This is a genomic window from Nocardia sp. NBC_01377 (assembly GCF_045040005.1).
GTDB classification, from domain to species: Bacteria; Actinomycetota; Actinomycetes; order Mycobacteriales; family Mycobacteriaceae; genus Nocardia; species Nocardia noduli.
Map to the genome: position 1 here is coordinate 4,726,057 of NZ_CP109566.1, position 14,341 is coordinate 4,740,397.

The window sequence follows — 14,341 nt, forward strand, 5'->3', positions numbered from 1 at the left end:
CCTCTATTCGATGCGTGCGAACGGCTGGGCCAGCGCCGGTGTGTCGGGCAGAGCCAGGGTCAGGACACCCATGCCGAGGGCGACGACCGCGATGGCCGACAGCATGGTGACGCTGCCACCGAGTGTGTGAGCGCGGAAGAAGACCGTGCTCAGCAGCGCCAGACCGACACCGTTGCCGATCTGCTCGATCGTGGGGAGCAGGCCCGACGCCGCGTCCATGCGGCGCTGATCCAGGCCCGCGAGCATCAGGGGTTGTAGTTGGACGCCGAACAATCCGACGCCGAGCCCGGACAGGAATACCGGGCCCGCCGCCAGCGCCAGATTCACGACGCCGCCGGTGATGTGGAGATAGGCGGCGCCGATCGCGATACAGACACCGTAGGAGGCGATTCCGACCGCGAGCACCCGTACACCCCACCGCCCGACCAGCAGCGGTGAGGCGAGCGCCCCCGCACCGGCGCCCAGCGCGAAGGGTGTCATGGCGAGTCCGGTGCGCAGCGGCGAGAAATCCAGCTCGTCCTGCAGGGTGATCGAGATGGTGTACACGAACGCGGTGAACAGCCCGAAGAACAGGGTCACCAGAATCGAGCCGACGCGAAATCCGCGGTCCGCGAACAGATCGAGCCGTACCAGCGGCATCCGGCCGCGCCGGTTGAGCAGTCGCTGGTGGCCGACGAAGAGCGCGCCGAGCCCGAGCGCGCCGACGGCGACCGCGAAAGATCCCGGCCGCCAGCCGTTCTGTTGCAGATCGGCCAGTGCCCCGAGCAGGGCGAACAGACTCACCGTCGACAGGATCGCGCCGACGGGATCGAGCCTGCCGCGTTCGGAGGGTCTGCCCAGACGCAGGTAGCGCAGCGCGAGCACGAGCGCGACGATCCCGAGGGGCAGGTTGATGAGAAATATCGAATGCCAGCCGAATCCCCAGGGCGACAGGGTGATCAGCGTGCCGCCGAGAATCGGTCCGAGCATTCCGGCGAATCCGGCCGTCGCACCGTAGAGGGCGAAAACCTGCGGATGCCGTTCGCGCGGAAAGCTCGCGGTCAGGATGGCGATCGTTTGCGCCGCCATGCCCGCGCCCGAGATCCCCTGCGCCACCCTGGCGATGATGAGTTCGGTGGCGCTGGTGGACATACCGCACCACACCGAGGTCGCGGTGAAGGCGACCACCGACACCAGGAACATGGCGCGACGGCCGGTCAGTTCGCCGATCCGGGCCGCGACCAGCAGGGTGCAGGCGAAGGCCAGCGAGTAGCCGGAGATCACGAACAACTGCTCCGACCGCGAGGCATCCAGGTCCGCAGTGATGTCCGGGAGCGCGGTGTTCACGATCGTCACGTCGATCATCTGCATGAACACCGCGATCAGACATCCGGCGAAGGCCAGCCACGCGGCGCGCTCGCCGTTCGCCGTATCCGTGGACGCGCGAGTGCCGATCTCGGTCACGCGCCCACCGGCACCGGTTGTTCCGCAGCCGGTTCCTCGATCGCGGCGGCGGGTGCGCTCGGCGCTTCCGAGGCTGCCAGCAGCGCTGCCGCCGAGGCGCCCGCGGCGGAGGCGAGGATGAGCTCGGCCACCTTGGGTCCGACCTGTTCGAGGCTGAACGAGCGTCCCATCTGCAACGACATCAGCTCGATACCGAGCGATTTGCTCACGCGGGTACCGAATTCCACCGCCATCAGGGAATCCAGACCGAGTTCGGGGACGGGTACGGTCAGGTCGATCGACTCGGGGGCCACGCCCATGACCACCGCGAGCTGGTCGGCGAGCATCCTGGCGACCGCCTGGCCGCGTTTGCCCTCGTCGAGCGCGGCCAGTTCGGCCTTCATCTTCGCCGCCGCCGAATTGTCCTCCACCGAGGCCGCCGCGAGCGCGGCCAACCTGCCGGTGCGGCTCATCTGCGGGAACGCGGCGGTGAGTTTGGTCCAGTCGGTCGGGATGATCGCCGCGCGGGTCTGTCCGAGCCGCAGGGTCTGCTCGAGATAGACGGTGCCGTCGGTCATGTCGATCGGGCCGAACCCGACCACCTCCAGATATTTGGCGACCTTGTCGTCGGAGGCCATACCGCCGGTGGCCCCGGACATATGACCCCATCCGACACAGGTCACGCGTTCGCCCGCGCGGGCCCACCGCTCGGCCAGCGCCTCGACCGCGACATTGGCGGCGGTGTAGTTGTACTGCCCGAAGATGCCGAACATCGAGCCGCCCGAGGAGTACAGCACGAACATGTCCAGCGTGATGCCCGCTTCGGTGACGGCCTTGTGCAGGGCGCGCGCGCCGTGCACCTTGGGCCGGTACACCCTGGTGAGCTGGTCGAGATCCATCACCGCGATCCGGTTGTCGGCCACCGCGCCCGCCGCGTGGAAGACGCCACGCAGTGGATGACCGACCCCGTGCGCCCGCTCGACGATGGCCGCGACGGCCTCGGCATCGGCGATATCGGCGAGTTCTTCGACGATTTCGACTCCCCCCGCCCGCCAGGCGGCCAGTTGTTGACGTGCCGCGTCGTTGTTCGCGCCGCTCCGTCCGACCAGCACGAGTGTGCGCGCCCCCTTGCTCACCAGCCAGCGCCCGGTCGCCAGACCGAAGCCGCCGAACCCGCCGGTGATCAGATAGCTCGCGACACTGTCGATCTCGACGTCGGGCAGGGCGGGCCGCACCGGCGGCGCGACCTGGTCCATGTCGATGGCGATCCGGCCGATCCGGGTCGAGCGGATGACCTCGTCGAATGCCCTCGACACGTCCTCGACGCCGAACAGTTCGTAGGGCAGCGGGCGGTAGACCCCGCTCTCGATCTTGTCGTAGACCCGGCGCAGCAGGTCGGCCAGCTGGGCGGGGCGTACCGCGCACATGCGGTCGAGGTCGACCGAGAAGTAGGACAGATTCTTGTCGAAATTGGCCAGCTCCAGCAGGCCGCCGGTGTACACGTCGGCCTTGCCGACTTCGACGATGCGCCCGAATTCGGTGACCGCCTTGAAGTTCTGGCGCAGGATCTCACCGGGCGCGGTGCTCAGCACCGCGTCGACGCCGACGCCGTCGGTCAGGCCGAGCACGTCGTCGGCGAAATTCAGCGACCGCGAATTCAGCGCGTGATCGGCGCCGAGGTCCAGGATGTGGGCGCGGCGCTCGTCGGTGCTCGCGGTGCCGATGATCCGCGCGCCCGCGGCTTTCGCCACCTGGATCGCCGCCGAACCGACGCCACCGGCCGCGCCGTGGATCAGCACCGTCTCACCCGGCTGGATGCGCGCCAGATCGAGCAGCGCGTACTCCGCGGTGCCGAATGCCGTTGTACTGGTGCAGAATCCGGGTTCCGCGCCCTCCGGCAGCCGGATCACCGAATGCTGTCCGACGAGGTGGAAGCGCCGCATCATGCCCTTGGCGGCGACGGCGACCACATCGCCCTCGGCGACGGTGTCGACGCCGGGACCGAGCCGGACCACGGTGCCGACACCTTCCATGCCCGGCGAGGTCCCGAAGAAGGTTCCGGCGAGTTCGCGTTCACCCAGGATGCCCATCACCTTGAGCGGGTCCTTGTAGTTGAGCCCGACGACGCGCATGCGCACCTCGATCTCGCCCGGCCCGGGATCGCGGCGTCGGCACCGCCGCCACGCCAGCGCCGACAGCAGCCGCGAACGCGGCACCTCCAATTCGAAATCGGATTCGGGATCGTCGAGCGGGGCCGCGGTTTCCAGGACGTCGATGCGCTCGGACAGCGGCTTGTGCACCACGGGAACCCAGCGCTCGCCCGCGCGCAGCAGCACCTCGTCGGAATTGTCGTAGCTGAACGCGCCGGGGATCAGCAGTTCCCGCACGAGATCGGTGACCGCGGTGTCGGTGTCGACGTCGATCAGGCGCCAGCGCAGCCTGCTCTGCTCGTTCAGCAGGACGCGGCGTGCGCCCGCCAGCGCGGCGTGCGCGGAATCGGGTGCGTCCGCGCTGTCCGGCAGGGTGAACGCCCGCTCGGTCACCAGGGTGATGTGGCAGGAGCCGTCGCCGATCCCGGACAGCACCTCGGTGTCGGCGGCCTCGGCGACCGCGTCCACGGCGAGGGCGATCCGCTTCAAGGTCCACAGGTCGGCGATATCGTCGGCGACCGAGCCCGCGACCACGCATATGTGCCGCCGTTGGACGCCGTCCGCGGCGGCGGCCGCCAGCAGTTCGGTCACCCGGGTCTCCAGGTCCGGATCGTCCCGCTCGACGAGGTGGAATCCGGAACCGGGCAGCGCGTCGGCCAGCAGTTCGGCGCGCGCGCTCGCACCGAGCGCGACCACGACGGTGGCCACGCTCTCCGCGGCGGGCAAGGCCGCCGGGTCGACCGGGTCGAGCTGTTCCATGGCGTCGGCGTAGAAGAAGTCGGCCATCCGATGCAGCGGGCTCATCCCCGGTGTCAGCGCGCCGACCTGCACTCCGATCAGGCGCAGGCACACATTGCGGTCCTCGTCGAGCAGATCGACGTCGGCGCACAGCCGTACCGCCGGATCGCGGCGGGCGACCACGGTGACCTGCTCGGGCAGCGGGGCGAACATGCGTACCGCGTTCACCCCGACCGGCACCATCGCGCCTTCGCCCAGACTGTCGGCGGCGAACAGCAGCGCCACCGTCTGCATCGCGGCATCGACGACGGCGGGGTGCGCCAGGTGACCGGAGTCGGCGGCGATGGTGGCGTCGACGGTCGCGACCACCGCATCGGTTCCGGAGCGCACCGAGGTCACCCGCCGGAAGGTCGGACCGTAGTGCAGACCTCGCGCGGCGAGTGCGGCGTAGAACAGGTCGGGGGCGAAATCCACCGCGGAGTCATCTTCGGGGACGGTGCCTTTCGCGCCCTCGTAGCTGCCGGTCAGCAGTCGGCCGATCGCGTTGACCGTCCAGGCCGTTCCGGTGGCGCTGCGCGATCTGATGAGGAAACGTCCGCTGGATTCCTCGATGGTGAATTCGAGCAGCGGCACATCGGGAGCGCTCATGATCAGCGGCGCGACGAACCGCACCTGTTCCAGTGCCACCCGTTTGTCGACCATTCGACTCGAGGCCGCGCTCAGCGCCGCGTCGAGATAGGCCGCGCCGGGCAGGATCCGTGCGCCGCCGACCACGTGATCGACCAGCCACGGCAGTTTCTCGGTGCCGATCTGTAGTTGCCAGCCCGGCCTGCCCTCGAAATCGGGATCGCCGAGCATGGCGTAGCCGCCCGGGGTGCCGAGACGCAACTGCTCGAAGACGGGCAGCGGTGCGTGCAGGCGGGTCTGCTGCCACGGGTAGCGCGGCAGCGGCAGGTGCGGGGTGACCGCGCCGTCGGCGGGGAAGAGGGCATCCGGATCGAGGACGCCCGCGCTGTAGAGGCCGATGATGGTCCGGCGGATGCTCTCGCTGTCGGGTTGTTTGCGGTCCAGGGTCGAGACGGTCGCGCCGGTTTCGCCCGCGCCGAGCAGGATCTCGCGGATATTGCCCGAGAGCACGGGGTGCGGACCGACCTCGATGAACACCCGGTTACCCGCCCCGATCGCCGCGGAGACGGCGTCGGCGAAGCGGACCGGCTGCCGCACGTTGGCGCACCAGTACTCGGCATCCCAGTCGCCCGCCGTTACGGGCGCGCCGGTGACCGTCGAGTACAACGCGACAGTGGGCGGGCGCGGCGTGAGTTCGGCGAGCACGGTGCGCAGTTCGTCCAGGATCGGGTCCATCAGGTTGCTGTGATAGGGCACCTCGACGCGCAGCCTGCGGGCGAAAGCGCCCTGTTCGGCGAGTGTTTCGGCGATCTCGTCCAAGCGGTCCGCGTCACCGGACAGGGTCAGCGCGCCGGGGCTGTTGACCGCGCCGATATCCACACCGGGAATATCGGCGATGAGCTGCTCGGCCTGTTCCCGCCCGAGACCGACCGCGAGCATCCCGCCCGAGCCCGCCGTCGTCGCCTGGAGGCGCGCGCGGTGATAGGCGACAAGCACCGCGTCCCGCAGCGAGAGCAGACCGGTGACGTAGGCCGCCGATACCTCGCCGACGCTGTGACCGATCACGGCCGCGGGGGTGATCCCGAATTCGGCGAGTTCGCTGGCCAGCGAGACCTGGACCAGGAAGTTCGCTGGCTGTGCCGCTTCGGTTTTCGCGACCCGCGATTCCTGCTCCGGTCGCAGCAGTTCCTCGATGATCGACCAGCCCGCGAGTTCGACGAACACGTCGTCGATCTGCTCGGCGGTCTTCGCGAAGGCGCCGCCCGCGACGAGCAGTTCGCGTGCCATGGCCCACCACTGCGGTCCCATACCGGAGAAGACGAATACCGGCTCGGCGGTGCGCCGCGAGACGGTGCGGGTGGCGTCGCGCCCCTCGCCCGCCGCGAACAGGCGCAGATCCCGGACGACGTCGGCGCTCTCGCCGACGAGGACGCCGCTTCGGAACTGATGGTGCGCCAGCCGCGTCCACGCCGCCTCCGCGAGGTGGTCCACGTCGGCTCCGTCGGCGAGCAGATCGGCGAATCGTCCCGCGATGGCGCGCACGGCGGGCGCGCTCCGCGCCGACAGTGGGAGCACACCATAGTGCCTCGCCGTGGCGGGTACACCGGCCTGCTCGGTGCGGAACTCCTGGAGGATGGCGTGGGCGTTGGTGCCGCCGTAGCCGAAACCGTTGACGGCGATCGTCATGCGATCGACGTCCGGCGCGACGGTTTCCGGCTCGGTCTGCACGTGCAATCCCAGCTCGGCGAAGGGAATGTCGGGATTGGGCTCGTCGAGCCAGCCCTGCGGCGGAATCGTGCGGTGCCGGATCGCCAGGGCGGATTTGATCACGCTCGCGATCCCGGACGCGGCTTCGGTGTGCCCGAGGGTGGCCTTGAGCGAGCCGACCCCGAGGGAGGCGGGGCGGCCCGCGTCGGCGCCGTAGACCCGGCCGAGCGCGCGCAGTTCGATGGGATCGCCCACCGGCGTGCCCGTGCCGTGCGCCTCGACATAGGTGATCCCCGAGGGCGGGAGCCCGGCGCGCGCGCAGACCGCCCGCGCCAGCGCCTCCTGGGAATCGGCGTTGGGCACCGTGATCGCGGTGGTTCGCCCGTCCTGGTTGGAGCCGGTCGCCTTGACCACGGCGTAGATCCGGTCGCCGTCGCGCACCGCGTCGTCGAGCTTCTTGAGCACGACGATCCCGCCGCCCTCACCGCGGCCGTATCCGTCGCCGGTGGCGTCGAAGGATTTGCAGCGGCCGTCCTCGGCGAGGAATCCACCCTTGCACATCATGACGAAGGTCTCCGGCTGGAGCATGACGTTCACACCACCCGCCAACGCGACCGCACAGTCGCCGTTGTCCAGCGCCTGGCAGGCGAGATGGAACGCGACCAGCGACGACGAACAGGCCGTATCTATCGTCAGTGCCGGTCCGATCAGGTTGAGCGCATAAGCGATTCGGTTCGACAGCATCGTGTACGAGGCACTGGCGGCGGTGTGCATGTCCACGTGCGCCAGCGCGGGGCCGACCACCCCGACCACCGACTGGTCGACCACGAATCCGCCGACGTAGACGCCGACCGACTCACCCGCCGCGCGCCCGGCGAATCCGGCGTCGTCCAACGCCTCCCATGTGACTTCCAGCAGCAGCCGCTGCTGGGGATCGAGGCCCGTCGCCTCGCGCGGCGAGATACCGAAGAAATCGGGGTCGAATTCCCACGGGTCCGAGGTCAGGAACGCACCGCGTTTGGTGTAGCTGCGTCCTGGCGTGCGCCGGTCCGAGTCGTAGTAGCGGCGATAGTCCCAGCGGTCCGCGGGGATCTCGACCACCGCGTCCCGCTTGTCGACCACGAAATCCCAGAAGCTCTCCGGTGAGTCGATTCCACCGCCGAATCGGCAGCCGATACCCACAATGGCAATATCCGACAACTTGGTCCTCCCGAACACGGGCAATCGAAGGACCCACCTCGCGCCCCGCGCACGAAATGGTCCTGTACCTGCCCCGGCGACCGCAGCGGCCGATACACACCGGGACTTGATCGATACTCAGCAAACATCCTGCGCCACTGCTGGATTCGCTCGATCGTACCCACGGCCCCCGGCGGGACGAACACACCGGATCGGAGATTTCGTGAGTTCCACAACCCCGGGAAGGGGGTACTGTGAACCACACCAAGCGCACGACGGCGACCGCTGTTCCGCGCGTATCCTATCGGCCGAACGCGCAGATCCGACGGGCACAATGTATTCGGGACAGCGGCGCGCCGAATATTCACTCGCGCCGTGAATTTCAGCGCTCGCCGATCCTCCGGACGACATAGACGAAGGGGATCACGGCCGAAGCGACGGTGATCGCCGTGGCGGCGAGGTAGCCGAACTCCCAATCCGGCATGCCGATGGCGTGCACGAACGTGGAGATCAGGGTCGGCGGGAGACAGACCGCGGCCAGGAGGGTGAGGATCTCGACGAGACGGTTGCGTTCGACGTCGAGCCGGGAACGCAGCGAGTGCTGGAGATAGCGCAATGTGTCGTACTCGGCGGCCGCGTACTTCTCCACGCTGTCGATATCGGCTACGAGCGCGATCGTCCGTGCGTCGAGTTCACCTGCGCACCAGGCGAGTTCACCCCGCATCCGGTGCGCGGCGCGCGCCAGGTGGCGTTGCGTCTCCCGCACCGGGGCGACGGCGCGCTCGACGGCGTCGAGGGCGGCGGGCACGCCGCGCAGTTCACCCGTGACACCACCGCGGTCGCGGTGACCGTCCGCGGTGCTCGCCGCGGCGAGATCGGCGCGCACCGAGGCCAGCGTCGCGTCGACCGAACGCAGGATTTCGCGCGATCCGTCGTTGAGCGCCCACAGCAGCGCGTACATCACACCGTAGGACGATCCGGTCAGCAGCGGGTCGCGGCTCATCTTCGCGATCGCCGCGTCGAAGGGCACGAACGGTTCCGTCGGCTGCCAGGTGACCAGGAATTCCTCGTTCACCGCGAAGACGATGGTGTCGCGCACCGGATCGCCGTCGCCGAGCCGATGATTCACCACCACCGGCACATAGAGGAAATCATCTGCCGCCCAGTCGCGTTCCCGCGCGGCCGGGAAATCGACGCCCAACCGCTCACGCAGAACCACCGCCGTCTCGGCATCGGTCATCGACAGCGGTATCCAATGTTTACCGAGCACTTCGGTGTCGAAGTGGTCGGCGGCGGGCGCGGTGGGGGTACGCACCGCTACCGCCCGCCGCCGCGGCGCGCCGGGCGCACGAACAGTTCTGCCATGGCTGAACTCCAGATTCGGATTCGGTGTACTTCGTGGCGCGGGCCGGTGTGGACCGCGCTCGCGCGCGGGAGAAGGCACAGGCCGCTCGTCCCGCTCGGAGGGTGTCGATCGCGCACGAATCGTGCGCTCCAACATTAGAAACCGCCCGGTGTCCGCGTCAATCGACGAACAGGTTAAGCGGTGTAGACCACGTCGCGGCGGGGACCGGTCGGGTACGTGTCGGAACTAGCGACCGTCGCGCGCCGCCGCGTGCACGGCGACCAGTCTGGCCGCGCGGATCGCGTCCCACAGCGGACGCAACAGCGTCTCCTGCGCGCCGATGGCGCTGGCCGAGGTGGGTGAGGACGCCGGTTCCCGCTGCGCCACCGTGAGAATCGCCGCGACGTGATCGGCGGTGTCGAGGATGCGCTTGGCGCGCAACGGAATCGACTCCGGGTAATCGTGACGTGAATAGTCGGCCAATTCCGCCTCGATCAATTCACGCGGATCGGATTCGACCGTGCCGACGGCGGTGGTGTGCAGCTGCATCAGCGCGTCGGCGGCGTCGCGGACCGCCTCGCGCATCGTGTACTCGGCCTCGCCGAGGCTCATATCCGATCCCGGCTCGGGGGGAATCGGGGTGGTGTAGATCGTCCACTGCAACGAGCCGTCGTCGGCCCACAGCGGAATCAGGCCGGTGCCGTCCTGTCCGGGAACACCGATCAGCAGCCCTTCCTCGGCCTCGACGGCGTCGGCGGCGAAGATGGTGCCGACCGGAAGTCCGCGCACGTCACCCGGTACCGGGAGCACCAGCCGCAGCCGCGCACCGGGTTGGGCCATGGTCTCCCGAATGACCTTGAACAGGGCCATCATCGCACTACCCGCCACATTGCCGCGCGAGGACCACGGCAGGTCGGAACGACCGCCGGTGACCGGATCGCCCGCGGCGATGGTGTGCTTGGGCGCCCACTGCTGTAGGGCTTCCAGCACGTCGTCGGGCGCGCTGTTCCCGGCCAGCCAGGAGCCGGCCCACACCGTCAGCGTGGCACTAGGAGAGCACATAATCATCGAGCATAATATGACTGCCACGATGAGGTGCGGCTGTCGCACAACCCCGGTGAGCTGCGCATTACGGCTCGGGGTGTTACGGCTCGGGTTCGGTCACGAAGTCGATCAGCCGTTCCACCGCGCCGATCAGCGGTGCTTCCAGGTCGCGGAAGGATCCGACCGCCTCGTAGACCCGGCGCCACCCGTGCTGCGGGGTGCCCCACCCCAGCCTGGCGCAGATACCGGTCTTCCAGTCCTCACCGCGCGGCACCCGGGGCCACTCCTCGATGCCGACCGCGGCGGGCCGCACCGCCTGCCAGACATCGATGAACGGGTGCCCGGTCACCAGCACGTGCGGGCCGAGCCCGGTGGTGAGCTGAGTCTCCTTGGACCCGGTGACCAGATGGTCGACGAGCACCCCGACCCGGCAGCCGGGACCCGGCCCGAATTCGGTGAGGCGCTGCGCCAGATTATCGAGCCCCTCCAGATGTTCGACCACGACGCCCTCCACGCGCAGGTCGTGCCCCCACACCCGCTCGACCAGGGCCGCGTCGTGCACGCCCTCCACCCAGATCCGGCTGGTCCTGGCGACGCGAGCCCGCAAACCCTCCACCCGTGTCGAACCCGACGCGGACCTGGTCGGCTGTTTCGGCGCCGCCGCGCGCGGACGCACCAGCGTGACCGGACTGCCGTCGATCAGGAAGGCCGCCTCGCGCAACGCGAAAAGCCGCACCGCGCCCCGCGCGTCCTCCAGTTTCACGAACTCGCCGTCGTAGCTGCGGTCGAAACCGACTACCGCGCCGCAGAATCCGCTCGCGGCGTCCTCCACCACCAGGTCCCGCTCGGCGGTGACCGTCGGCACCACCCGCTTGTTCGCCCTCGGATGTCCCGAGAAGATATCGCCGTATCCGTCGCGCCCGCTCACCGCCCGAAACTAACACCGCCGCTACCGATCGCGGCGCAATCGGTAGCGGTGTGCCGGTCACAGGCTGTTGGCGAGCAACGCGTATTGCGCGGCCACGCGCTGGCGCACATCGGCTTCGCTGTCTCCGGCGACGCCCGCGACGTAGCGCTTGTACGAGACGAAGCACACGTACCGGTAGTGCGTTTCGCTGTCGCCGCGATGGTTGAGGTGCTGGCAGGTCGCGCCGGGCACATCGTGCGGTGCGTCGACCGGATCGAAGGCGTCGCCCGAATTCGCCCGCAGGTAGGCGATGAGCGCGGGGGCGCCGGAGGCGTCGCGCAACCGGTAGACGACGCTGTTGTCGATACCGCCCGCAGCCTCGATGCCGGTCTCCTCCACCATGCGCCCCGCCACCGCCTGGTTGGACGCGCCGTGCACGATCGCCGAGGGCGGGTGCACGCTGAAGGTCTCCGGGTCGAGTTCGCGATCACGGTCCTCGACCACCACGCGAGCCAGCAGATCGTCCGGGTCGACCCGCAGGGTGTCCAGCTTGTCGATCGCGGTGGGTGCGAACGCCTTCGCCGTCGGGATCTCGGCGCGCAATGTGGCACCGACCCAGCCGAGCAGGTTCTGCTCGTCGGCGTTCTGGCGCTGGACGAAGACGAACAGGACGTATTCGCCGATGGCGACGAAGGTGCCCATATTGGGCACGCCAGGACGCCAATGGATCAGCGCGTCGGGGTAATCGGGGTGCCGCACGCGCCGGTTCTGGTCCGGCGCGACCTGGAAATCGGTCTCCTCCAGATCGCGCGCGGCCTGTTGCGCGACGGCGGCGCTGCGGAAGCGCATCAGCGACTGCAACACGACGGTGTCCGGCGTCGGCCCGGTCTGCTCCTGCGCGAACGGCTGGAACGGCCGATCCGCACCGATCGTGCGGTAGGCGACCACCATGTCGTGGCGCTCCAGCACCGGTTTCGCGACATCGGCGAGGAATCCGTACACGGCGCTGTCGACGTCGGAGACGACGTCGGAGTAGACGCCGGCGGTCAGCGCCGAATCGATCCGGACGGCGGGAACGACCGCGTCGGCCATCCGGATACCTTCCAGCAGTGCGCCTCTGCCGTGCGAGTCCTGGTCGTATCGGTGCCGGTCGACGGGATACGGGCCGACCTCGAGCATGCGCACATCGGGTTCGCCCGCGACGGGTGCGCCGGTGACGCCGCAGGCGGTCAGCAGACTCGCCAGCGCCACCCCGGCGGCGAGCAACGTGATGCGTGATCGTCGAACCATCTCGGCATATCCCTCGTGTCGGTCGGAAACGGGGGCGACACGGCTCGCCTCCCTACACCGTCATCGCGGTACGCGGCGGCGGCGCAACCGCGCGCCCGTCCGCGCACCGCATTCGTGACGCGGGTGTGATCGGTGCCGTCGCGGTTCGCGCGCTCGGGCCCGCGATCACCGCGATCGCACTACAGTGAATTTCGTGGCCGCAGTCGTGTGGCTCGTCGCGGGAGTACTGCTCGCGGCGGCCGAGATGCTCACCGGGGACCTCACATTGTTGATGTTGGGCGCCGCGGCACTCGGCACGGCCGGTGTCAGCGCCGCCGCCGACACGTCACTGGTCGTCGACGCGATCGTCTTCGGGGTGATCTCCGCGATCCTGTTCCTCGGGGTGCGTCCGATGCTGCGCAGGCGTTTCGGCACGCCGCCGCCCATTCCGACGAATGTCGATGCGCTGACGGGCAAGTCGGCACTGGTTCTACAGGAGGTCTCCGCCCATTCCGGTCGCGTCAAACTGGGCGGCGAGGAGTGGACCGCCCGGCCGATGAACGCGGACGAGAGCTACGAGCCGGGCACGACCGTGTACGTGATGAGAATCGACGGCGCGACCGCCGTCGTCTGGAAGGGACCGTAATGGCTGTACTGATCGTGGCCGCCGTCCTCGTCCTGCTGGTCGTGGTGGTGGTCTTCAAATCGATCGCCCTGGTGCCGCAGGCCGAGGCGGCGGTGATCGAACGACTCGGGAGATATTCGCGCACCGCATCCGGGCAGCTGACGTTCCTGGTGCCGTTCGCCGACCGCATCCGCGCCAAGGTCGACCTGCGCGAACGCGTCGTCTCCTTTCCACCGCAACCGGTGATCACCCAGGACAACCTGACCCTGCAGATCGATTCGGTGGTGTATTTCCAGGTCACCAGCCCACAGTCGGCCGTCTACGAGATCAGCAACTACATCGCCGCGGTCGAACAGCTCACCGTGACCACGCTGCGCAACGTGGTCGGTGGGATGACGCTGGAGGAGACGCTGACCTCCCGCGACCAGATCAACAGCCAACTGCGCGGCGTGCTCGACGAGGCGACCGGCCGCTGGGGTCTTCGGGTGGCGCGCGTGGAACTCAAGGCCATCGATCCGCCGCCGTCGATCCAGGAATCGATGGAGAAGCAGATGAAGGCGGACCGCGAGAAGCGGGCCATGATCCTGACCGCGGAAGGTCAGCGCGAATCGCAGATCAAGACCGCCGAGGGCGCCAAACAGGCGCAGATCCTGTCCGCCGAGGGTGCCAAGCAGTCGTCGATCCTGTCCGCGGAAGGCGAGCGGCAGAGCCGCATCCTGCGTGCCCAGGGCGAGCGCGCGGCCTCGTACCTCCAGGCCCAGGGACAGGCGAAGGCCATCGAAAAGGTTTTCGCGGCAATCAAATCCGGTAAGCCGACCCCGGAACTGCTCGCCTATCAGTACATGCAGACGCTGCCGCTGGTCGCGCGCGGCGACGCGAACAAGGTGTGGTTGGTACCGAGCGATTTCGGCAAGGCGCTCGAGGGATTCGCCAAGAGTTTCGCCACCCAGGGCCAGGACGGCGTGTTCCGGTACGAACCGCCCACCGAGGAAGCGGCCGAGGTCCGGGTCGAAGACGATTCCGATGTCGCCGACTGGTTCGACACCGCGCCCGACCCGACCATCGAACGCGCGGTGCGCGCCGCCGAGGCGACCGCGCGCACATCGGTCGAAGGTCTCGGCGTCACGCCGGGGCACCCGCCGGTGCCCTCGCCGCATCAGCAGGTGATTCCGACGCCGGACCAACCACAGCAGTCACCCGCGTCACAGAAGCCACCCGCGCCGCAGCAACCGCAGCAGACCCGGGAACCGCAGCAACCTCCCGCCGACTCGCCGCCCGCCGACCCCTACGGTCGGCCGTGGCAACCGCCGGAGAGCTACCGCCAGTAG

Annotated in this window: 8 protein-coding genes; 2 read left to right on the top strand and 6 right to left on the bottom strand. The window is 68.9% G+C overall.

The genetic code is table 11. The annotated features are described in order from the left end of the window. Positions 1 to 3: 3 nt before the first annotated feature. From OG225_RS21690 to OG225_RS21715, 6 genes are all read right to left on the bottom strand, one after another. On the bottom strand, positions 4 to 1,443 hold the full coding sequence (locus OG225_RS21690) for an MFS transporter (protein ID WP_405177015.1): 1,440 nt from the start codon (positions 1,441 to 1,443) through the stop codon (positions 4 to 6). Next, the gene (locus tag OG225_RS21695; RefSeq protein ID WP_405177016.1) at positions 1,440 to 7,826 is read right to left on the bottom strand and encodes a type I polyketide synthase; all 6,387 of its coding nucleotides are present in this window, start codon (positions 7,824 to 7,826) and stop codon (positions 1,440 to 1,442) included. The genes OG225_RS21690 and OG225_RS21695 overlap by 4 nt, the downstream gene beginning before the upstream one ends. 379 nt (positions 7,827 to 8,205) lie before the next feature. Continuing rightward, positions 8,206 to 9,138: a CorA family divalent cation transporter gene (locus OG225_RS21700; RefSeq protein ID WP_405177017.1), complete on the bottom strand. Its 933-nt coding sequence runs from the start codon at positions 9,136 to 9,138 to the stop codon at positions 8,206 to 8,208. 276 nt (positions 9,139 to 9,414) lie between these two features. After that, the gene (locus tag OG225_RS21705) at positions 9,415 to 10,230 is read right to left on the bottom strand and encodes a hypothetical protein (RefSeq protein ID WP_216908356.1); all 816 of its coding nucleotides are present in this window, start codon (positions 10,228 to 10,230) and stop codon (positions 9,415 to 9,417) included. Between the two features lie 82 nt (positions 10,231 to 10,312). Beyond that, positions 10,313 to 11,140: a DUF3097 domain-containing protein gene (locus OG225_RS21710; RefSeq protein WP_405177018.1), complete on the bottom strand. Its 828-nt coding sequence runs from the start codon at positions 11,138 to 11,140 to the stop codon at positions 10,313 to 10,315. Between the two features lie 57 nt (positions 11,141 to 11,197). Continuing rightward, positions 11,198 to 12,409: a hypothetical protein gene (locus OG225_RS21715; RefSeq protein WP_405177019.1), complete on the bottom strand. Its 1,212-nt coding sequence runs from the start codon at positions 12,407 to 12,409 to the stop codon at positions 11,198 to 11,200. A 193-nt stretch (positions 12,410 to 12,602) separates the two neighbouring features. Here OG225_RS21715 and OG225_RS21720 point away from each other — a divergent pair, with 193 nt between their 5' ends. Next, positions 12,603 to 13,034: an NfeD family protein gene (locus tag OG225_RS21720; RefSeq protein WP_405177020.1), complete on the top strand. Its 432-nt coding sequence runs from the start codon at positions 12,603 to 12,605 to the stop codon at positions 13,032 to 13,034. Beyond that, entirely contained in the window at positions 13,034 to 14,341 is a 1,308-nt protein-coding gene (locus OG225_RS21725; protein ID WP_405177021.1) for an SPFH domain-containing protein, read from the top strand. The genes OG225_RS21720 and OG225_RS21725 overlap by 1 nt, the downstream gene beginning before the upstream one ends.

What these genes read in the sequence shown, in the direction of transcription:
- OG225_RS21705 (WP_216908356.1), bottom strand. Translation starts at nt 10,230, where the DNA reads ATGTGCTCTCCTAGTGCCACGCTGACGGTGTGGGCCGGCTCCTGGCTG.
- OG225_RS21715 (WP_405177019.1), bottom strand. Translation starts at nt 12,409, where the DNA reads ATGGTTCGACGATCACGCATCACGTTGCTCGCCGCCGGGGTGGCGCTG.
- OG225_RS21725 (WP_405177021.1), top strand. Translation starts at nt 13,034, where the DNA reads ATGGCTGTACTGATCGTGGCCGCCGTCCTCGTCCTGCTGGTCGTGGTG.